This is a genomic window from Pseudomonas sp. KCJK9111, assembly GCF_046231935.1.
Classification (GTDB): Bacteria; Pseudomonadota; Gammaproteobacteria; order Pseudomonadales; family Pseudomonadaceae; genus Aquipseudomonas; species Aquipseudomonas parafulva_B.
Map to the genome: position 1 here is coordinate 14,221 of NZ_JBJJMO010000005.1, position 19,025 is coordinate 33,245.

21 protein-coding genes are annotated in these 19,025 nt (G+C 61.4%); 8 read left to right on the forward strand and 13 right to left on the reverse strand.

Annotation, left to right across the window (positions count from 1 at the left end):
- The first annotated feature begins 34 nt into the window (after positions 1 to 34).
- From ligD to ACK59L_RS03605, 5 genes are read left to right on the forward strand one after another with little or no spacing between them, the layout of a single operon-like run.
- A complete protein-coding gene (gene ligD / locus ACK59L_RS03585) occupies positions 35 to 2,536 on the forward strand; it encodes a DNA ligase D (RefSeq protein WP_409271919.1) in 2,502 nt (833 codons plus the stop codon).
- 34 nt (positions 2,537 to 2,570) lie between these two features.
- The gene (locus tag ACK59L_RS03590; protein WP_409271921.1) at positions 2,571 to 3,614 is read left to right on the forward strand and encodes an acyl-CoA dehydrogenase; all 1,044 of its coding nucleotides are present in this window, start codon (positions 2,571 to 2,573) and stop codon (positions 3,612 to 3,614) included.
- A complete protein-coding gene (locus ACK59L_RS03595) occupies positions 3,611 to 4,366 on the forward strand; it encodes a PIG-L deacetylase family protein (protein ID WP_196135886.1) in 756 nt (251 codons plus the stop codon). The genes ACK59L_RS03590 and ACK59L_RS03595 overlap by 4 nt, the downstream gene beginning before the upstream one ends.
- Positions 4,367 to 4,377: 11 nt before the next feature.
- The gene (locus tag ACK59L_RS03600) at positions 4,378 to 4,977 is read left to right on the forward strand and encodes a bifunctional 2-polyprenyl-6-hydroxyphenol methylase/3-demethylubiquinol 3-O-methyltransferase UbiG (RefSeq protein ID WP_145126837.1); all 600 of its coding nucleotides are present in this window, start codon (positions 4,378 to 4,380) and stop codon (positions 4,975 to 4,977) included.
- The gene (locus ACK59L_RS03605; protein ID WP_409271924.1) at positions 4,974 to 5,639 is read left to right on the forward strand and encodes a glycosyltransferase; all 666 of its coding nucleotides are present in this window, start codon (positions 4,974 to 4,976) and stop codon (positions 5,637 to 5,639) included. Before ACK59L_RS03600 ends, ACK59L_RS03605 begins: the two co-directional genes overlap by 4 nt.
- 15 nt (positions 5,640 to 5,654) lie before the next feature.
- On the opposite strand, the gene ACK59L_RS03610 is transcribed toward ACK59L_RS03605, so the two are convergent.
- The 10 genes from ACK59L_RS03610 to ACK59L_RS03655 form a co-directional block, all read right to left on the reverse strand.
- Positions 5,655 to 6,518 carry a Ku protein gene (locus tag ACK59L_RS03610; RefSeq protein WP_409271926.1) on the reverse strand — a complete coding sequence of 288 codons (864 nt, stop codon included), beginning with the start codon at positions 6,516 to 6,518 and terminating at the stop codon, positions 5,655 to 5,657.
- A 103-nt stretch (positions 6,519 to 6,621) separates the two neighbouring features.
- Positions 6,622 to 7,209, reverse strand: a complete 588-nt coding sequence (locus tag ACK59L_RS03615; RefSeq protein WP_196121812.1) for a nucleosidase — start codon at positions 7,207 to 7,209, stop codon at positions 6,622 to 6,624.
- Between the two features lie 145 nt (positions 7,210 to 7,354).
- Positions 7,355 to 8,308, reverse strand: a complete 954-nt coding sequence (locus ACK59L_RS03620) for a methyltransferase (RefSeq protein ID WP_409271929.1) — start codon at positions 8,306 to 8,308, stop codon at positions 7,355 to 7,357.
- Positions 8,308 to 9,654: an iron-containing redox enzyme family protein gene (locus ACK59L_RS03625; protein WP_409271931.1), complete on the reverse strand. Its 1,347-nt coding sequence runs from the start codon at positions 9,652 to 9,654 to the stop codon at positions 8,308 to 8,310. The genes ACK59L_RS03620 and ACK59L_RS03625 overlap by 1 nt, the downstream gene beginning before the upstream one ends.
- A gap of 21 nt (positions 9,655 to 9,675) precedes the next feature.
- Complete coding sequence (locus tag ACK59L_RS03630; RefSeq protein WP_196135890.1) at positions 9,676 to 9,873, reverse strand: hypothetical protein; 198 nt, start codon at positions 9,871 to 9,873, stop codon at positions 9,676 to 9,678.
- 60 nt (positions 9,874 to 9,933) lie between these two features.
- Entirely contained in the window at positions 9,934 to 10,101 is a 168-nt protein-coding gene (locus ACK59L_RS03635) for a general stress protein (protein WP_409271933.1), read from the reverse strand.
- Between the two features lie 147 nt (positions 10,102 to 10,248).
- On the reverse strand, positions 10,249 to 11,532 hold the full coding sequence (locus ACK59L_RS03640) for an NTP/NDP exchange transporter (RefSeq protein ID WP_409271935.1): 1,284 nt from the start codon (positions 11,530 to 11,532) through the stop codon (positions 10,249 to 10,251).
- A gap of 4 nt (positions 11,533 to 11,536) precedes the next feature.
- A complete protein-coding gene (locus tag ACK59L_RS03645; protein ID WP_409271937.1) occupies positions 11,537 to 12,445 on the reverse strand; it encodes an aldo/keto reductase in 909 nt (302 codons plus the stop codon).
- An 81-nt stretch (positions 12,446 to 12,526) separates the two neighbouring features.
- A complete protein-coding gene (locus ACK59L_RS03650) occupies positions 12,527 to 13,414 on the reverse strand; it encodes a Dyp-type peroxidase (RefSeq protein WP_058604576.1) in 888 nt (295 codons plus the stop codon).
- A 125-nt stretch (positions 13,415 to 13,539) separates the two neighbouring features.
- Positions 13,540 to 14,010, reverse strand: coding sequence for a beta-carotene hydroxylase (locus tag ACK59L_RS03655; RefSeq protein WP_409271939.1), 471 nt, complete (start codon positions 14,008 to 14,010; stop codon positions 13,540 to 13,542).
- Between the two features lie 397 nt (positions 14,011 to 14,407).
- Between ACK59L_RS03655 and ACK59L_RS03660 the strand changes: the two genes are divergently transcribed.
- Positions 14,408 to 15,103 (forward strand): MgtC/SapB family protein, encoded by a 696-nt coding sequence (locus ACK59L_RS03660; RefSeq protein WP_058604574.1) that lies wholly within the window; start codon positions 14,408 to 14,410, stop codon positions 15,101 to 15,103.
- A gap of 50 nt (positions 15,104 to 15,153) precedes the next feature.
- On the opposite strand, the gene ACK59L_RS03665 is transcribed toward ACK59L_RS03660, so the two are convergent.
- Entirely contained in the window at positions 15,154 to 16,701 is a 1,548-nt protein-coding gene (locus ACK59L_RS03665; RefSeq protein WP_409271942.1) for a diguanylate cyclase, read from the reverse strand.
- A 140-nt stretch (positions 16,702 to 16,841) separates the two neighbouring features.
- Between ACK59L_RS03665 and ACK59L_RS03670 the strand changes: the two genes are divergently transcribed.
- Both ACK59L_RS03670 and ACK59L_RS03675 read left to right on the forward strand, forming a co-directional pair.
- Complete coding sequence (locus tag ACK59L_RS03670; protein WP_196135896.1) at positions 16,842 to 17,342, forward strand: DUF4142 domain-containing protein; 501 nt, start codon at positions 16,842 to 16,844, stop codon at positions 17,340 to 17,342.
- 7 nt (positions 17,343 to 17,349) lie between these two features.
- Positions 17,350 to 17,619, forward strand: coding sequence for a hypothetical protein (locus ACK59L_RS03675; RefSeq protein WP_058604664.1), 270 nt, complete (start codon positions 17,350 to 17,352; stop codon positions 17,617 to 17,619).
- Positions 17,620 to 17,719: 100 nt separating this feature from the next.
- Here ACK59L_RS03675 and ACK59L_RS03680 read toward each other — a convergent pair whose 3' ends face one another.
- Both ACK59L_RS03680 and ACK59L_RS03685 read right to left on the reverse strand, forming a co-directional pair.
- Positions 17,720 to 17,890, reverse strand: a complete 171-nt coding sequence (locus ACK59L_RS03680; RefSeq protein ID WP_196125528.1) for a DUF6021 family protein — start codon at positions 17,888 to 17,890, stop codon at positions 17,720 to 17,722.
- A gap of 53 nt (positions 17,891 to 17,943) precedes the next feature.
- On the reverse strand, positions 17,944 to 18,933 hold the full coding sequence (locus tag ACK59L_RS03685) for a DNA-binding protein (protein WP_409271945.1): 990 nt from the start codon (positions 18,931 to 18,933) through the stop codon (positions 17,944 to 17,946).
- Between the last annotated feature and the right edge of the window lie 92 nt (positions 18,934 to 19,025).

The following is a 19,025-nucleotide window of genomic DNA, read 5'->3' on the forward strand; positions in this document are numbered from 1 at the left end:
CAAGATCAAGACAGCGCAGGTTCCGGAGCCCCCCATGGCCAAGCCACTCGAGGAATACGCGCGCAAGCGCGATTTCAACGCCACGCCCGAGCCAAGCGGCAAATTCGGCCGCAGCAAAGGGGCTCACGCGTTACAGTTCTGCATCCAGAAACATGACGCCAGCCATTTGCACTATGATTTCCGGCTGGAGCTGGACGGCACGCTCAAAAGTTGGGCGATTCCAAAGGGTCCCTCCCTGGATCCGACAGTCAAACGCCTGGCCGTGCATGTCGAAGACCATCCGCTCGATTACGCCACCTTCGAAGGCCACATTCCGGAAGGTCACTACGGTGGGGGCGATGTCATCGTCTGGGACCGTGGAGTCTGGGAACCTGATGGTGACCCGCATGAGGGTTACAAAAAAGGCAAACTGCGCTTTCGCCTGCAAGGCGAGAAGCTCGCGGGCATGTGGAACCTGTTCCGCACACGGCTGGCTGGCAAGAAAGAGCAATGGATGCTGGTCAAGTCGAATGACAGCCAGGCCCGCAGCGAGGCGCAGTACAGCATTGTCGAGGACCAGCCCGACAGCGTGATCAGCGACCGCACTTTGGTTGCCAAGCAATCTGCCAAAACGGCCAAACCCGGCAAAGGCAAGCCTGCCCCGACCAAGCAAGCCGCCAAGTCCAAGCCCGCTAAGTTGCCAGACCATGTGCAGCCACAGTTGGCCACGTTGGTCGACTCACCCCCTTCGGGGGACTGGCGGTATGAGGTGAAGTACGACGGTTACCGCATCCTCGCGCGCATCGAGGGCGATGATGTGCGGCTCCATACCCGCAACGGCCATGACTGGAGCGCCAAGATGCCGGGCCAAATCGCTGCACTACGCGCGTTGGGCGTGGACTCTGCATGGCTCGATGGCGAGATGGTCGTCAATGACGACCACGGGGTTGCAGACTTCCAGGCCTTACAGAACGCATTCGATACCGCGCATGACGAACAAATCACCTATTACGTCTTCGACCTGCCGTTTCTGGGTGGTCAAGATCTGCGCGCCCTACCCTTACAGCAGCGACGCGACGCGTTAGAACGCTTGCTTGAGCACAACACTGCGGACAACCTCAAGTACTCTGCGGACTTCGACGAGCCGGTTGAAGCGTTGCTCGAGAGCGCCTGTAAGCTGGGCCTTGAAGGCTTGATCGGCAAGCGTGCCGACAGCAGCTATTCCGGCGCGCGCAGCGCAGACTGGATCAAGCTCAAGTGCAAGCGGCGGCAGGAGTTCGTAGTGGTGGGCTATACCGACCCTAAGGGCAGCCGCAGTGGGTTCGGCGCATTGCTATTGGCTCTGCACGACGACGCAGGCATGCTGCGTTACGCCGGCAAGGTGGGCACCGGGTTCAGCACCACCACCCTTGACACATTGCACGCACAACTCGAACCCCTACAAACCGCCCAGCCTACTGTAGCCAACCCCCCCACCGGCGCCGAAGCCCGAGGAATACATTGGCTCGAGCCCAAGTTGCTGGCCGAGATCGCCTTTGCTCAGATGACCCGTGACGGCGTAGTACGCCACGCGGTATTCCACGGTTTGCGCGACGACAAACCGGCGACCGATATCGACCTGGAGCGTGCCATGCCGAGCAAGACCGTCCATCAGCGCAAGGCGGCCAAGGGCACCGAGACGCTGGGTGACCTGCGCCTGACCCACCCTGATCGCGTGATCGACCCTACCTCTGGCATGACCAAGCGTGACGTCGTCGACTACTACGCCCAGGTCAGCCAATGGATCTTGCCCCACCTCAAGAATCGGCCGGTTGCGCTCGTGCGTGCGCCAGACGGCCTCGCTGGGGAACTGTTTTTCCAGAAAAACGCGGGCCAGCTGCACATCCCAAACGTGCGTACGTACGGCAAAGAGCAAGCTGGCCAGGCCGCCATGGTCATCAACCGCCCTGACACCTTGCTCGGCGCCGTACAGATGAACATGCTTGAACTGCACACCTGGAACGCCACCGACACGCAGTTCGACCGGCCAGACCGTTTCGTGCTCGACCTGGACCCTGACCCGGCCCTGCCGTGGAAGGCAATGCTGGAGGCCACTCAGCTGACCCTGACCCTGCTGGACGAACTGGGTCTGAAGGTGTTCATCAAGACCAGCGGGGGCAAAGGCATCCACCTGGTTGTCCCGCTAACGAGAAAGGCGAGCTGGGACGACGTCAAGGATTTCAGCCACGCCATCGTCACCTACCTGGCAAAACTGTTCCCTGATCGGCTCACCGCAGTGTCCGGCCCCAAGAACCGTGTAGGCCGCATCTTCATCGACTATTTGCGCAATGGCAAAGGTGCCACCACGGTGTGTGCTTACTCGCTGCGCGCTCGCGAGGGCTTGCCGGTGTCGGTCCCTGTCTGGCGTGAAGAACTGGCACAGCTCAAGGGCGCCAATCAGTGGACCATCGCCACAATAGGTGAGCGACTGGCCGATACCCAAGACCCTTGGGCCGATATGAGCAAGACCCGTCAATCCATCACGGCGCGGATGCGCAAACAACTTGGGCTCGCATGATGGGCGACGCCCAACGCGACAGGGAGTTACGCGCATGAGCATGCCTCAGGACTATGACCTCACCCAGCTGGACCGCTTGTTGCGCACCTATGACGAGCGGCTGCAGCCGCTCAATGTCGATACCCAGTTACTTGAATTGATGAAAGCTTTGCAGACCCATTGCCTGGACATTCTGCCCAGGCCGGGCCACGGCAATACGCTTCAACGCTGGCAGACCCTGTCACGGGTCGCCGGCTGCGACCTCGCATTGGCCAAACTCTATGAGGGGCATACAGACGCGTTGGCGATCCTGGCCGAGTGTGGTGCTGGCCATCTTTCGTCTGACGGGATCTGGGGCGTATGGGCCGCAGAGCCCCCGGATGCTCGTGCCGTCATCACCGCCCGAGATGGGGGCCGTGTCCGCCTTGGCGGAAAGAAAGCGTGGTGTTCGGGCGCCTTGCAAATCGACCAGGCATTGATCACCGCCTGGGACGAGTCCGGTCAGCCACAGCTGGTTGCCATCCGCTTGGCCGACCCAACCTTGGGCCTCAATATCGAGCACTGGCAGGCTGTGGGCATGGCCAGCACTGCCAGTGTCGAGGTCGAATTCAACGACACACCTGGTGTGCTCGTCGGTGCGGCGGGCCAATATTTGTCCAGGCCGGGCTTCTGGCACGGCGGCGCGGGCATCGCCGCCTGCTGGTATGGGGTGGCAGAGGCGCTGGCCGAATACCTGCGCGAGCACTGCCGCAAACCCAAACCAGACCCCCACGCAGACGCGCACCTGGGCGCTGTAGATGCCGCCCTGTGCGGCGCTCGTGCGGCATTGCGTGAATGTGCTGCCTGGATCGATCGCAACCCAAGCGCCGATGCCAGCCTGATCGTGCAACGCGTGCGCGCCCAGGTCGAACACGCCGTGGAACACGTCATGCGTCATGTGGGCCGCGCATTGGGTGCAACCCCGTTCTGCCGTAATGCCCACTTTGCGCGCTTGAGCGCAGACCTGCCGGTGTTCATTCGCCAAAGTCACGCCGAGCGAGACCTTGCAGCCCTCGGCGCACAGACCGCACAGCTTTCTTCCGGAGCATGGCAGCTATGAGTGAAGACCTGATTCAGTCCAATGACGGCACGCCCTGGTCAGCGTGGCAGCACTCGGCCCATCTGGCCCGGGCCACTTGGCTCAATGCACATCAGCTCTGCCCGCCTGGTCGGCGCCTGGTGCTGATCGCACCCCATCCGGATGACGAGATTCTCATGGCTGGCGGTCTGCTGGCCGATTTCGCCGGGCGTGAAGAGGACCTGGTGCTGATCTCGGCGACTGACGGCGAAGGCAGCCATCCCGGCTCGACCCGGTGGACAGAGCATCGTTTGCGTCGCGACCGGCCGCAAGAAAGCCGCAAGGCCATCGAGCAACTCGGGCTGGACCCCAAGCGTATCGATTGGCGCCGCCTGCACCTGAAGGACAGTCAACTGGCCAGGGAGGAAGCCTTTCTGGTCAGCCATCTGACTCAGCTACTGCGCCCTGAGGATGTACTGATGACGACCTGGCGAGGTGACGGCCACTGCGATCACGAGGCCGTAGGCCGGGCCGGGGCACAGGCAGCGCTAGCGCGTAAAGCCCAGCTGGTGGAAGTCCCAGTATGGGCTTGGCACTGGGGCCAACCTGACGATCCACGTCTGCCTTGGGAGCGCGCGCACCGCTTGCAACTCAATGAGGGCCAGGTGGCACGCAAGCGCAAAGCCATCGCTGCACACGTCAGCCAGTTCGAGCCTGACGGTTGTACACCGCCGGTGCTACGCCCAAACCTGCTGGACTGCGTGCTACAGCCCTTCGAACTGGTCTTCTTGTAAAAGGATTCGCCATGAGTATCGATGCCCAATATTTCGCCGACCTGTATGCCGCCAACGAAGACCCCTGGGCCTTTCGTACCCGCTGGTATGAAAAACGAAAGCGCGACCTGGTCATGGCAAGCCTGCCCCGGCAGTGTTACGAACGGGTGTTCGAGCCCGCCTGCGCCAATGGCGAACTCAGTGTGCTGCTGGCCGAGCGCTGTGCCGAGCTGGTGTGCCAGGACCTCGACCCGAAGGCCGTGGGCTTGGCCACCGATCGCCTGGCCGATGTCCGCCACGCACGGGTCGAACGCGCTCGCCTGCCTGCCGACTGGCCAGGCGGGCGTTTCGATCTGATCGTGCTCAGCGAAGTGGGCTACTACCTTGATCCCACCGACTGGTTGCAGGTAATCGAACAGTCTGTCGCCAGCTTGTCCTATGACGGCGGCCTGCTGGCGTGTCACTGGAAGCACCCGATTGCCGGGTGCCCCCAGGACGGGCGCGAGGTGCACCGAATGCTGTCCAAACACCTGCCGTTGTACCCGGTGTTCTGCCACGACGAAGCCGACTTCATCATGGCTTACTGGTCGAACCAGCCCAGCGTGGTAGACCTGGACGAGACGTGCATATGATCGGCATCGTCATTCCGGCCCACAACGAAGCCCGGCGTCTGGGTCGATGCCTGAAGGCGGCCTCGGCTGCCGCCCAACACGCTGCGGTAGCCGGTCATGAGGTCGATATTCTGGTGGTGCTCGATCGCTGCACCGACGGCACCGCTGCCGTCGCCCGGCGCCATGGTGCACACACCTTCGCCATTGAAGCCGGTAATGTCGGCATGGCTCGGCGCGCGGGCGCAGAATGGATGCTCGCGCGCGGTGCCACATGGCTCGCCTGCACAGACGCCGACAGCCAGGTTCCTGCCCACTGGCTGACGTCACAGCTCGAATGCGGCGCTGAAGTCGTCTGCGGTACGGTCCATGTGAGCCACTGGCAGCCCTGGCAAACCGCCGCCTTACGCAAGCTTTACCTGAGCCGCTACGAGGCACGTGACGGGCACCGTCATATCCATGGGGCCAATCTAGGCGTAAGCGCCCAGGCGTATCTGAGGGCCGACGGTTTCCAGCCACTGGCTGCCCACGAGGATGTTCGCCTGGTGCGGGACCTGGAAGCGCTGGGGGTGCCGATCAGTTGGTCGGCTGCGCACAGTGTGGCCACCAGCAGCCGGCGAGAGTGTCGCGCACGCGAAGGGTTTGGTGATTACCTGGCCGGCCTGCAGGAGCACTTGCAGGCCTAGCATGTGTGCTTGCTCTCAGGAAGCCTTGCGGGTGCGTTTGGCGGGCTTCTTCGCAGCCGCAGCCGGTTTCTTCTTGGGAGGCGCCGTGCTTTTGCCGCCGAGGCTGCGCTTGAGCAGCTCGGTGAGGTCGATGATATCTGCACTCTTCTCGCCGCTGCTGTCCTCGCCCTTCTCCACCGTCTCGATCTTGCCTTTGCTGGCTTTTTCAGCCACCAGCTCCATGATCGTGTCCCGAAACGCGTCGTGATACTCATCCGGTGACCAGGTGCCGGCCATGTCTTGAACCAGACGCTTGGCCATGTCCAGTTCCCGTTTGTCCACTTTGGCCTTGGTCACAGTCGTGTCCAGTTCAAGGGTATCGAGCCCACGTACTTCATCGGGCCAGCGCAACGTGATCATTACCAGGGCTTCGTCCAGGGGTCGGATAAGCGCAAGGTGCTGGCGTGTGTGGAGCACGACTGTCGCCAAAGCCACTTTGCCGGTGGTGGCCAGCGTTTCGCGCAACAGCGCATAGACCTTGCCGCCGCGCCGGTCAGGGCTCAGGTAATAAGGGGTGTCGAAGTGTTGAAGGGGAATTTCCCCTGCGTCCACGAATGAAAAGATGTCGATCGTCTGAGTGGCCTCCGGGCGGGCCTTGCGGATCTCCTGTTCACTGATCACCACATAGCGGCCCTTCTCGTACTCTACGCCCTTGACGATGTTTTCCTTGTCGATGTCCTTGCCGGTGACCTTATTGATGCGCTTGTAGCCCACTGGGTCCATGCTGCGCTTGTCCAGCCAGTCAAAATCAACGCGTTCACTGCTGACGGCGGAGTTGAGCGCCACGGGGATGTGTACCAAACCGAAACTGATGGCGCCTTTCCAGATTGCCCTGGCCATTGACATGCTCCCTGAGTGATCTGCTGATACCTCAAGTGACTGCGCCACATCGGGAAAGGTTTAACCGCAGTGCCCGGTGGCTCCCACAGCCATAGGCAGATATTCAGGCAGGATTGAAGAGCACCCGCTTGAAGGCTTCTGCCGCCAAGTGCACCTGCACGGACCAGTCGGTGGCCGCATCGCTCCCGGCATCGTCGGAGATGTATTTCAGGCACACGAACGGGATGTCCTCGGATCGTGCGACAAGCGCCAGCGCATAGGCCTCCATGTCGACCACGTCATAGGGCGCATCACCGTGACTGATCTCGAAATTATCGCCTGTGCCACAGGTTTCAATAGGCAGCCCTGCAATGGCCAGCCCATGTTCAAGTACGACAGGGATGTCGGAGAGCGGCGTTTCGTAGCGCGCAAACCCCAGAGGCGTGACGTCCATGTCGCGCTGGACGAACCGTGTGCAGCACACCAGGCTGCCCTTGCCATGCAGCCGACTGCCTGCCGAGCCGAGATTGACGATGAGCCTGGGCCTGCGCGTAGTCACAGCGCGGGTGAGCGCGATGGCCGCGTTCACCTTGCCAATCCCGGTGAAGACCGTATTCAGATGCCCGAACAGACCGCCCGCCTCTGCCTCCAGGGCAAAGACGAACAGCGTGTCTTCCAGGGCTACACGGGGGAACAGCGGGGTCAGCATCATGGCTACGGTCCTAGGAGAAGCGGTTATCGATCCCGCTATTCTCATTGAACCGGTGGTTAGGTCAAGGATGTGTCTCTACAGGCAGGTCTGCTACAGCAACTGCCTAACGCCACAACCGTCCAGGTGCTTCGGTAACACCCCGGTCTCAACGATTGCGCGTAACCGTCAGCGCTACCGCAGCAATACGTTCCACCCGCTCATAGCCGGGCTCCAATAATTGCTCGCCGAACACGTCAGGGTCGATCTCTCGATAGACCCAGGAAAATTCAGGGCCGGCCAGCTGCTCGCGAACGCCTTCGAGCAACGCGTCTTCGCCTTCGACGATAGCAACGCCGGTGTACAGCAACAATGATCCCCCCACGCTCAGTCGCTCAAGGCTCTGTTCGATGATGCGTCGCGAAAGATCCGCTCCGAGCGTTCCTCCGCCATGGCGATACGTGCGTTCACCATCGTCAAGCATGTAAGGCGGATTGGCTACGATCAGGTCGAACTGACCTGTCACGTCCCGCAGGATATCGCTTTGCTGTACAGCCACATTACCGATGTCGGCAAGCGCCGTATTGACCGCAGTAAAACGCAGCGCCTTGGGGTTGATATCCACGGCGGTCACCTGCGCGTGCTGCGCAGCACGAGCGATCACCAATGCGCCCACCCCTGTGCCACAGCCAATGTCCACTGCACGCTCTATGCGCTTGGGCGTCGATTGCAGGTGATCCTGGATTACGTGGGCGAACCGGTAACTGTCGGGGCCGAAGAACACCGCATCGCTGGCCTGCGTAGGGTAAGCCGAGTGCACCAGTAGCAGTCCGTCGAGGGTCGACCAACGGACGGTGCTGGCTAATAAGTCTCGGTGAGACTTCACCACGCCAGCGGTCTTCATCAAGTCCAGCTCATCGGCCGAAAGCATTGAGCCGGCAAATGGCCGGCTCCAACCGAATACATCCCGCACGGTGCAAGCCTTCTCTGCGCCTGGTCGCGCATTAACCAATGCATGGGTCGCCGGTGTCACGCAGGTAAAGTGGTAACCATCAGCGCGAAGGCGCTTTCCTAGCTGCAGCAGGGCCTGGTCAGCGGCTGTCTGAGGTGAATCGAGGGGCATCAATGAGATCCTTCCTGGAGCAGGCCAGTGGCCTGTATGTAAGCCTGGGTCGCGGCCAGTCCTTCGGGCGTCGCATGTTTATTGCCGGACATGGCACAGATCAACGTATCCATATCGTGGTGCGCAGGGCGCTGCCGCTGGGTACCCGGCGTCTGGTCTTGCAATTGCAGGGCCGCCTCCCAGCTGCCGGGTAACACACGGCGAATGCGAGATTGTGAACCTGCGGCGATCCAATCGTGCCACAGCTGCTTCTCGTAGGCGGTAAATACACCATACATGGGCGCGGTCGGCCCCTCGATCAGCGTCCACCAGCGGCTTTGCTCAGGGGCTTCGCCGCGGCGAATCCAACCCTGGGCCTGCATGGCGTCAAGAAAGGCCGGCATGGCGCCTGGCTCGGCCAGCCATTGGTTGATGGTGCGTTTTTGCAGACGGCAGTGGTCCGAGTGCATGAACTGCCCAAAATTGCGCTTGTGCTCCAGGGCCTGGAGCAGCTCAGCTTCCAAGTCGAAACTTGCGATGAGCGCAGGGGTGCTGATCCCTAGATCATTGAGACGGTAGCCCCGACGGACCCGCTCATAAAAACCCGCCACGTCATCAGCCGGGCACAACTGGCGCAGGGCCTGGAGCGACAGATGGGCATGACCGCTGGCTGCATTGTCGATGGTGACGTGCAGCTGGAAGTAAAATCCGTCGATGCCCAGCTCAGCCAATTCGTAAGTTGTGATCAACAGGTGCAAGGGCGGTTGTTCGTAGCCGAGGTTGTAGCCGATCACTTCAGGTAAATAGTCCTGGCCATACTCGCCAAGGGCCAATTGCAAGGACGCCTGCAGGTAACGGGAATCGTCCAGGTCCGGGCGATCCAGACAGCCGAGCCGGCTCATCAGGCGCTGGTAGATCAGCACGTGATTGGAGCGAGGGTCACCGCTGCCCAGCTCCTCGAGGTAGGTACGGATCAGGCCGTGGTAGCGTGGATCTGGCCATTGACGCAGGGCACTGAACAGCCAGGCGCCGTCTACAACCTTGGTGGGTTCGACTTGCTGCAGGAACCACAACGCCTGGGCGCGGTTGGCGAAATAGCGCCGCGGGGCGCCCTGCTTGCGCTGCTCCAGATACGCCTTGTATCCCTCGGCCACACCGGCAGCGTGCCGCAAGCTCCAGGCGTCGAGTTGCGCTGGGTCATCCGGCAGATCATCAGGCATGCTCCGAGCCTGCGCCAACTGGCAATCGAGCCAGGCCCGGCTGCTGGTGTCCTGGCCCTCGAGCAGGGCGTGATAGCGATCTTTCAGGCTGGGAGCGATAGATGGGGCTTGGACCATCGCGGCGGTCTGGCGGGTCATGACCGTCATGGCGTATTCCTCGTGCGCGTATTATTGGTTGGCTTTCTGCCCTGGCATCGGCTCAGGGGCTGGCGCAGAACGGGGTGCGGTTTGTTCGTCAGGTTTTTGCATCTGCAAGGACGGCTTGCTGGCATCGGAGTCCTTGCCGGGGTGATTGTTGTCGCGGTCAAAACAACCGCCGACGAGAGTCAAGGCGCCCATGAGAGTGATCAGTGCGAATGTGCGCATGGCTGGCTCCTTGTTCGAAGAATCGCAGTGCCAGGCTAGCCTGGCACTGCAAGGCTTCACTTACGACTTGCCGCCTTTGCGGCCCGACTCGCTGGAGTGGCTTGCTTGCCCCCCCTTCTTGCCGGCTTCGGAAGCCTTGTCACGGTCATTGGCGAAGTTGCCCGAATTTTTGCTACCGCCCTGGCTGCCCTGCTGGTTACCGCTACGGCTGTTGTCTTTAGTGGCCATGATCTGAAACCTCTTATGACTTCGGAATGCACGGCGCCAATGCCGTACATGACTTGGGAGTGCACCCGTGCGCGAGGATTCGGATTATCGAGAAGGCTTCTGACAAACGGCGTTAAAGAAGGGTCAGCCCAATAGTTGGCGTACCTGTCAGCGGCGATGGATTTCGTCGCGTCGACCTTGCTGGCCACCGAGCCAATGACCGGTTGCGGCCCAGCAGACGGCAAGTAGCGCTCCGATCAGCATGGCCACCTGTGGATGATCCCCCATCAGGTCCAGGGCACGCTTTATCCAGCCGCTGACAGCATCCCCGCCTCGGTAGACCACGGTATCAATGAAGTTCTTGGCCTTGTACTTGTCTTCGGCGCTGACCACGGTGAACAGCATCTCGCGGCCAGGCCGAACCAGGGCATACTCGCCAGCCCGCCGTACGACCATCACGATGACGAACAGGGCGAAGACAGGCGACAAGGCCAGGCACATGAACCCGGCAGCCATGGCCAGCGGCACTGCCACCAGCAACACCCGCACCCCCAGGCGTCGAGCGAGCCGACCGGTGAAAAACAGCTGCGTGAGAATGGCCAGTGCCTGAACGACTGCATCTATTGCGCCGAACACCTGCGTCTGCCGAGTACGGTCGGTGAAGGTTTCACTGACAATGCGAGCCTGTTCGAAATAGAGGAATGTGCTGACACTGGCCAGCAGCACGACGAACAGAGCAATACCGAGCAGGTAAGGCGTGCGTATTACCGCCGTTGCACCGGAAAACGGATTGCCGCCCAGTGCGCGGCCCTCGCAGGGGGGGGCGCGGGTCGGGAGTGGATTATTCGTGCGCCAACGCTGCAACACCCAGGCGGCCAGTACGCTGCCCAGCAGCAACACCGCCGCGAGCGTCAACAAACCGGGGTGTCCAAGGGGCGCCACCAGCAGCGTGCCGAGCAGCGGCCCGCACAATCCGCCCAAGCTCGCCCCTGCTGCCAGTACGCCGAACAGGCGCTTGCCTTGCTCGGTGCTGAACAGGTCGGCAAGTACGCTCCAGGCCAACGAGATACTCAGCAGATTGAATACCGACAACCAGATATAGAACGCCCGCGCCACCCAAGGCCCGTCGGGATGGCGTGCCAATAGCGCGGCAAAGGCGAGCAGGTTGCAGATGAAGAAGCCATAGGTCCAGGGCAATATGTGCCGGCGCCGTACACGGGAGGCCATCCAACCAAACACAGGCAGGCAAACCAACGTGGCGATGAAGGTACCGGTGAACAGCCATTGCAGGTTTTCGACGCCACCGGCAACGCCCATGGTTTCTCGCACGGGCCGGAGCATGAAATACCCCGTGAACAGCATGAAGAACAGTAGGCTGCCTGCCAGAACCGCTGGCGCTTCCCCAGGCCGCATGTCCAGCATCTGCTGCAGGCGCTGCCGCCGCGTCACCATGGTGTCAGGCGAACTGTTCGATCAGCGCTTGCTGCTGCGCCTGGGTAAGCATCGGACCCTGCCCTGCCTTGAGTTGGTCCAACTGACGATCCAGTCGGCCAGTGGCCGGTATCACGGCAGTGACTGCCGGGTGGCTGAGTGCGAACTTCAGGAACAACTGGGCCCAGCTACCGATGCCCTGTTCCTGTGCCCATTCTGGAAGGGCGCGATCCTTGACCGCCGCGAACAGACGACCGTCATCGAAGGCGCGGTTGATCAGCACTGCCACGCCCTTGTCACGGCACAAGGGAAGAAGCTCACGCGCAGCGCCAGGGGCATTGACTGCGTAATTGATCTGGATGAAGTCCAGAGCCTGGCTGCGCACGATCGCGGCCACCTGGTCGTGTCCCGAGTCCAGATAGTGGGTGATGCCCACATAGCGCGTCTTGCCCTGTTGCTTGAGTTCACGTGCATAGGGCAACTGCTGTTGCCAGTCACGCAAATTGTGCACTTGTAGCAGGTCCACCTTGTCCGTGCGCAGGCTGCGCAGCGTGCCGGCCCACTGGGCTTGGGCATCTGCGCGGCTGTTGGCGGCGATCTTGGTGGCAATGAAGCACTGGCTGTGCCACCCGCCTTCGGCGAGCAGTTGACCCAGGATGCTGTCGGCGCCGCCATAGTTGGGAGAGGTGTCGATGACCCGACCGCCACCTTTGAAGAAAGCTTCAAGCACCTGATACAGCTGCCGGTAGTCCGCTGAGCCGGCCTCGACTTCGAAGCTGCCTGACGTGCCGGCGCCGATCACCGGCAGTAGCTCACCCGTTGACGGAATCGGCCGCGACAGCAGGCTCGCCGGTGCAGCTGCGCTCAGCCAGGGGCTGGTGGCCAGCAGACCGATCGCAGCGCCCGCACGTAGGACATCCCGACGTCCATACATAGGAAATCTCCGTAACAGAGCGGAAATATCCAATGCTAGTTCGTGGGAGCCGTCTTGCGATCATCTTGTGTATCTGGATGTTTAAGCCTCGGGCTGCAACAGCAGGCGCAAGTCCAGCGAACCCTGCGCCATCGGCGGGCACCAGTAGTAGCCCCCGGTCAGCGGGCGTGTGAACTGATACAGGGCATCGATCACACCGTCCTCCAGCCCGCTCATGCGGCGCAGCTGAACCTCGAACGAGGTGAAAGACGTACCCAGCGCTACGAACGCCAGCCCTGCACCGCGGGTATCAGCCCAGGAAACCGAGCGACGCACCATGAAAGCCTCGGGTGCATAGCTTTCCTGGGCAGTACGCTTCACATGGGCGGACTCAGGCGCATCATCCAGTTCCTCGTTATCGCTCAGGCGCCGGCCGATGATGTTGTCCTGCACCTGCTGTGGCAGCGATTTGAAGTAGTGCATGTCGTGCTTCCACAGCTGGAACGCGGCGAAGCTCGACCCCTGCAAGCCAGGCGCGCCCTCACCCAGGATGGCGGCTTCGATGGCGTCGTCGCCGCTGGGGTTTTCCGTGCCGTCTTCGTAGCCCGTCAGATCCCGGCCGCCTCGGTGGAGGAAGCCATCAACGTGATCAACCAGCGCAAAGGCTGGGCTCAATAGGCGCTCCAGCGCCTGGGCCTGCAGATACAGGTCCCCGCGTTCGTCACCCCGCAACCACAGCCACAGCGCGTGCTGGGTACTGGGGTTCTCGACCGCGGCGTCCAGCAGCGGGAACGGGGTCAGGCCTTCGATCTGGGCGTTCAGGGCTTTTGCCAAAGGGGCACCCACACCCAGTGTCACGCGCAGGCCGTCGACATGGCCCAGCAAGGCGTCGAGGGCCGCAGGCACGGCCTCGGTTGACTCGATGGAAAAGAACAGGTGACGCGCGTGCACCGGCACGGGCGTGGCAAGCAGACCTTGCTGATACGGCATGAAGGGCGAGTCCTGGGCTGAAAAGCGCGCATGCTACTGCGCAGGTCCAGACAGTGCAATGCATGCCGGCCAGGCAGGATGGTGGAGGCAACCCGATCAGCAAAGGCGTCTGTGCGCTTGAGACCTCAGAGACCAGAGCCCCTGTTGCGCCGCAGCTCGCGCACCAGCCGCTTCAAGGGTGGGGCGTAGAAAAAACCGAACGACACGCTACCCTTGCGCCCTTTGACGGCGTGGTGCAGCCGATGCGCGCGGTGCAGGCGCGTCAGGTAGCGCCCCACCGGGCGCACCGTGTGAGGCCAGTGACGGTGAAAAAAGCCATCATGCGCAATCACGTACAGCGCGCCGTAAGCCGCCACCCCGCCTCCGACCCACTGCAATGGCGCATGCCCGGCTTTGCCGGCCGCCACCAGTGCCAGCGAAATCACCGCCAATGCCAGCAGGTACACGTCGTTGGTTTCGAGCACGCCCAGGTGGGGTTCGTGGTGCGAGCGATGCAGCCACCAGCCCCAGCCATGCATGATGTACTTGTGCGCCAAGGTGCCGACACCCTCCATGGCCACCAGTGTGCCAAGCAGGACGAGGATATTGAACAGCATGGATCAGCCCGCAACGGTTCAGAGAAGGCAAAAGGTTAACCATTGACCGTGGATTTTTCCATCGTACCGGCAGGCTTGTCAGGCATTTACCGATGAAGCCATTGTCATGTTTTTACCCTTGACCTGATCGAGGGTCGGGCTTATCGTCCGCGCCGCACTTTTGCATTCACCCATAGGAGCCCTGCATTGGACACTAGCCCCAGTCGCTTGCGACAGGCCCACGCGGCGCGCTAGGCCGGCAGTCTCCCACGCTGCCTGGCCGAGTTGCCGAGGCAGCCGATGCACAGCATCGCCCCCTCCTTCCCCCCTGTGGTCCTTTCGCATCTCTGGTTTTTACCACCGCGCTTTCTTGAGTGATGGCGTTAGAGCGGGCCTGTGCCCGTGGAAGAGGTTCGTAATGGATTGGAAAGTATTTCTGCTGCGTGTCAGCACCGCCCTGCTGCTGGGGGCTTTGATCGGCGCCGAACGCCAACTGCGTCAGCGCTTGACTGGCCTGCGCACCAACGGCCTGGTCAGCACGGGTGCCTGTCTGTTTGTACTGATGACCCAGGCGGTTCCGGGCATGGCGCCTACCGACGCCTCCCGGGTGGCGGCCTATGTGGTGTCGGGTATCGGTTTTCTGGGCGGCGGCGTCATCATGCGTGACGGCTTCAATGTGCGGGGGCTGAACACCGCGGCAACGCTGTGGTGCACCGCTGCCATCGGCGTGCTGTGCAGCCTGGGGCTGCTGCTCGAAGCAGCTCTGGGCGCCGTTGTCGTGCTGTGCGCCAACATCTTGCTACGGGATATCGCCCAACGCCTGGACCGCCAGGAGGTGGTGCCCGCCACGGAGGTGGAACAGCAGTTCGAGGTGCGTATCGTCTGCCGAGCCCAGGATGAGATTCAGGTACGCAGCTTGATGCTGCATAGCCTCGGCGAGCCTGAACTGCGCCTGCAGTCCTTGCACAGCGAGGACTTGCCAGACCCGGCCCGCCTGGAAGTGCGTGCCCAGTTGCTGGGTACCTCACAGGCGCCCGCCCAGTTGGAGCGGCTGGTCAGCCGGGTCAGCCTGGAGAAGGGCGTCAGTTCGGTACGTTGGCAACTTCAGGCATGAAGTCGACGCCCGCCAGGGCTAGGCGGGCTGCCTGCATCCCAATGCGGTTCTCAAGGGTCAGCGACCGCGTAGCGGTCCCGGCCCTGGCGCTTGGCTTCATACAGTGCCGCATCTGCGGCTTCGAGCAGTTGCTGTGGACTCTGTTCACTGCGCGTGGGTTCTGCCACCGCAATACCCGCACTGAAAGAGACGATCCCCAGTGGACTGCCCGCATGCACCAGCATCTCCTTGCGCAGAGCTTGCTGCAGCGTCTCGACAAACGCCTTCGCTCCGCGTACATCCGTGTCGGGTAACAGCAAGGTAAATTCCTCGCCCCCGTAGCGTACGGCCAGATCTGCCGGACGCTGGGCGGCTTGGCGCAGCAGTTCGCCGAAGCGTTGCAAGCACTGATCGCCTGCCGCATGTCCGTAACGGTCGTTGTAGGCCTTGAAATGATCCAGATCGAGCATCACCACGCACACCGGATACACCTGGCGCCGAGCCCTGCGCAGCTCGGGCTCGAACACCGCGTCCAGCCTGCGACGATTACCCAACCCGGTCAGGCTGTCGGTCAAGGCAAGGGTCTTGAGGGTCTGGTGGGCCTGGTGCAAGGCGCGCTCGATCACGATGCGTTCGCGCACCTGGCGCAGGACCACCCAACCGAACAACGCAAGGACCATGACCAGCACCAGTAACACCACCAGCGATTTGATCGCATCCTGGCGCCAGGGGGCGATGATTGACTCGCGTGACAGGCCCGCTTCGACCACCAGTGGGTAGCTGGCCAAGGCTCGGTAAGCGTACAGGCGCGGTGTACCATCGACGACGGCCACCGCTTCTACCAACCCTTGGGCTGCATAGGGCAGGTGATGCTTGAAAATATCGCTGTTGGCCAGGTTACGCTCAAGCAGCGGCTCTACGAATGGGCGCCGCACCAGGATCGTACCGTCGCGCTTGGCCAGCACCAGCGCACCACGTTCGTCGATCTTGAATTCGCCGTAGTAACGCACGAACCAGTCGACCTTGATGGTCCCAAGCAGTACGCCCGCAAAACGCCCATCCGGGTAATTCAGGCGCCGAGAAATGGGTACGATCAGATCGCCCGTCGAGCGGCTGCGTACCACTGCACCGATGCGAATGGCGCTATCGGGGTGGTCGCGGTGGTAGATGAAGTAATCACGGTCGCCATTGTTAGCGGCCGGCGGCGTTGCCGAGCGGTCAGTGACGAGCCAGCGACCATGGCTGTCGTAAATGAACAGGCCGTGGAGTTGAGGAATGATGCGCACCTGTTGGCTGAGCAATCCATGCATGCGCTTGCGATCCAAGTGCTCGAACCCATCGCCTTGCACACGCTCCACCAGCGCCGCACTGATGGAGTCGACCTGGCGAATGGCATCCTCGGCATGCTGAGCGGTGGCCTGGGCCAGATTGGTCACCATGTTCGCGGCATTGTGGAACGCATCCCGGTAATCACGCCAGATTCGCCAGCCCTCAACGGCTGCGAACGTGGTCATGACCACCAGCATGAACGCCAGCACCAGGCGAAACAGGGCCACCGCTCGTCCCTGGCCCGCCAGCGCAAGGGCTTTTTCTTCATCGGTCTGCCTGGCGCTTCGCATGCACATCCCCTGCACGTTCTTCGTCAACGCTGTTGACCACTGCCACACCCTGTTGATGCAAAAAAGATGAAACCTTTGGCCCGCACGCGCCCTCAACAGTACGCGACACTGATGTCGCGCCATCGTTTAAGGAGTGAAACATGAGCAATCTCTTCATCAAGCGCGTCGGCCTTTCCATGGTGCTGGGCATGGCCTCGGTTCACGCCTTTGCTGCCAGCTCGGACGACTTCGTAGACGCGGCTACCGAAGCCGGCATCGCAGAAATCGTGACCGGCAACCTGGCTCTGGAAAAAAGCCAGAACGCCGAGATCAAGACCTTTGCCCAGCACATGGTCACCGACCATACCAAGGCCAACCAGGAGCTGGCAGAAATTGCCAAGAAGCTGGACATCTCAGTGCCCGATGATGCGGCCATCACCGACAAGGTGAAAAAAGTGATTCTGGAATGGCGTGACGAGTCCTTCGACAAGTCTTACGTGAACAATCAGGTCGATGCTCACGAGAAGACCGTCGAACTGTTCAAGAAAGAAGCCGCTTCTTCTGACAAGGCCGAGCTCAAGGCATTCGCTGCCAAGACCCTGCCAACCCTTGAGAAACACCTGCAAGAAGCCAAGGCACTGCAAACCCAGCATGGCAAGTGAGGCGCGCATGAGTAACGACGCACTGAAAAGCGAAATCCTGACCCGACTCAACCATGCTCACCCCCATGGTCTGGGCAAGGAACTGCTGGACAACTACCGCGGTGAAAAAGCCGTGGCCGGCATGCTCAAATCGCTGCAGGACGATGGCCTGATCCACGACGGTAGCGTAAGTGTGGATGCTGAACATGAGATGACGCTCAACTACCCTATCAAGCTCTCTGCCAAGGGTGTCGAGGCGGCCAAGCAGGCTGAAGTGGAAAAACAGGCTCAAGCCTGACGTCCGCTGGTCAGTACGGGTGAAATCCACCCTGACCTTGATGCTTGATGAAAAAGGCCCTGATCGTATCGATCAGGGCCTTTTGCTTGGTGCGTGTCTTTCAGGTGTCTTTCTCTACATCCCTGGGTGGTTTGGCTGGGCCTTGGGGGTCTACCTGAGGATCATCGAGGTCGGGAGAATCAGGGTCAAAGCCAAGATCATCCGGTTTATCGGCTTCGTCGGTCGAGTGAGGTCCGTGCTGCGTGCCGTGGGTTGTGCCTCGTTCGCTCATGCGGTCTTCTCCAAATGGCTGTCTAGGGAAGAAAGCCGCTGCGCCAGAAAGTTTTATTTATCTTCGCCACCCCTTAGCTGATCCTGACACAGGCGCAACAACGCCTGGTTCTCTGTCAGCTCCCGCTCCAGCGTCTCAAGCTTCAGCGCCTGATCCCGGCACAAGACCTTGCTGTCCTCCAGCGCTTTGGCCTGTATAGCTAATTGGCGGCGCAGCTCGTCGCTGCTCCCCTGGGCCTGTGCCAGCATCGTGCGCAAGCCCTGGATCTGGGCGTCGCGCTGCTCAAGCAGCTGTTCCTGAGCGCGCCGTTCGCTGCTCGCCTGGCGATTCTCCCCTAGCAGACGCTCGTTATCTCGGTGCAGGCGAGTGAGCTCGTCTTGCTTGACGATCATGGCCTGCTGCAGCTGCCGTACTTCGACCTGCATCTGCTGCAATTGAGCCTCGTGACGACGCTGCTCGTGCTCGCGCTGCTCGCGACTAGCCGTGCGGTAGTGCTCAAGCGCATCGCGGGCGTGTCGGTGCTTGTCTTCCAGGGATTTGACCTGCTCATCCTTATCCGCCAGGCGTACTCGCAGTTCCCCCAGGGACTGGTTGAGGCTGGCGCTGCGCAGCTGCTCAGCCTGTAGCGTGCTTAGCGTGCTGTTGAGTTTCTCTGACTCCTCACGCAAGGCCGCTGCATCGATTTCGTGCTGTTGTTCAGCCGCTGCAAGCGCCTGCTGAGTTGCCGCCAAGGCCGCTTCGAGCGCCTCGCGCTGCTCGGTGAAGGCGCTTTCAGCCCGCTCGATCATCAAGTCCGCTTCGTCTTGCAGTTGCGTCGCCAACTGACCTACCAGGCGGCTCAACACCTCACTGATCGGCGCGCCGCCTTCGGAGGGCATTGGCTGCTGTCCGTTGAGCTCCTTGAGGTAGCGGTGAATGGTGGTTTTCGAGCCTGTATTGCCCAGCTCGATGCGGATGGCATCGATGCTGGGGTTCTCCCCTCTTGCAATCAGGGCCTGCCTGGCCTGTTGCACAACCACCTTGTTGATACCGCCACGTGCCATGCATGCTCCTACGATTTCGTAATGTTGTACGTACTATGTAATTACGTACCAATTTTGCTTGTTTGGAATTGCTAAAACAAGTCCAATCTCAC

Coding starts and splice junctions, on each gene's coding strand:
- ligD (WP_409271919.1), top strand. CDS start 35: ATGGCCAAGCCACTCGAGGAATACGCGCGCAAGCGCGATTTCAACGCC.
- ACK59L_RS03590 (WP_409271921.1), top strand. CDS start 2,571: ATGAGCATGCCTCAGGACTATGACCTCACCCAGCTGGACCGCTTGTTG.
- ACK59L_RS03595 (WP_196135886.1), top strand. CDS start 3,611: ATGAGTGAAGACCTGATTCAGTCCAATGACGGCACGCCCTGGTCAGCG.
- ACK59L_RS03600 (WP_145126837.1), top strand. CDS start 4,378: ATGAGTATCGATGCCCAATATTTCGCCGACCTGTATGCCGCCAACGAA.
- ACK59L_RS03605 (WP_409271924.1), top strand. CDS start 4,974: ATGATCGGCATCGTCATTCCGGCCCACAACGAAGCCCGGCGTCTGGGT.
- ACK59L_RS03610 (WP_409271926.1), bottom strand. CDS start 6,518: ATGGCCAGGGCAATCTGGAAAGGCGCCATCAGTTTCGGTTTGGTACAC.
- ACK59L_RS03615 (WP_196121812.1), bottom strand. CDS start 7,209: ATGATGCTGACCCCGCTGTTCCCCCGTGTAGCCCTGGAAGACACGCTG.
- ACK59L_RS03620 (WP_409271929.1), bottom strand. CDS start 8,308: ATGCCCCTCGATTCACCTCAGACAGCCGCTGACCAGGCCCTGCTGCAG.
- ACK59L_RS03625 (WP_409271931.1), bottom strand. CDS start 9,654: ATGACGGTCATGACCCGCCAGACCGCCGCGATGGTCCAAGCCCCATCT.
- ACK59L_RS03630 (WP_196135890.1), bottom strand. CDS start 9,873: ATGCGCACATTCGCACTGATCACTCTCATGGGCGCCTTGACTCTCGTC.
- ACK59L_RS03635 (WP_409271933.1), bottom strand. CDS start 10,101: ATGGCCACTAAAGACAACAGCCGTAGCGGTAACCAGCAGGGCAGCCAG.
- ACK59L_RS03640 (WP_409271935.1), bottom strand. CDS start 11,532: ATGGTGACGCGGCGGCAGCGCCTGCAGCAGATGCTGGACATGCGGCCT.
- ACK59L_RS03645 (WP_409271937.1), bottom strand. CDS start 12,445: ATGTATGGACGTCGGGATGTCCTACGTGCGGGCGCTGCGATCGGTCTG.
- ACK59L_RS03650 (WP_058604576.1), bottom strand. CDS start 13,414: ATGCCGTATCAGCAAGGTCTGCTTGCCACGCCCGTGCCGGTGCACGCG.
- ACK59L_RS03655 (WP_409271939.1), bottom strand. CDS start 14,010: ATGCTGTTCAATATCCTCGTCCTGCTTGGCACACTGGTGGCCATGGAG.
- ACK59L_RS03660 (WP_058604574.1), top strand. CDS start 14,408: ATGGATTGGAAAGTATTTCTGCTGCGTGTCAGCACCGCCCTGCTGCTG.
- ACK59L_RS03665 (WP_409271942.1), bottom strand. CDS start 16,701: ATGCGAAGCGCCAGGCAGACCGATGAAGAAAAAGCCCTTGCGCTGGCG.
- ACK59L_RS03670 (WP_196135896.1), top strand. CDS start 16,842: ATGAGCAATCTCTTCATCAAGCGCGTCGGCCTTTCCATGGTGCTGGGC.
- ACK59L_RS03675 (WP_058604664.1), top strand. CDS start 17,350: ATGAGTAACGACGCACTGAAAAGCGAAATCCTGACCCGACTCAACCAT.
- ACK59L_RS03680 (WP_196125528.1), bottom strand. CDS start 17,890: ATGAGCGAACGAGGCACAACCCACGGCACGCAGCACGGACCTCACTCG.
- ACK59L_RS03685 (WP_409271945.1), bottom strand. CDS start 18,933: ATGGCACGTGGCGGTATCAACAAGGTGGTTGTGCAACAGGCCAGGCAG.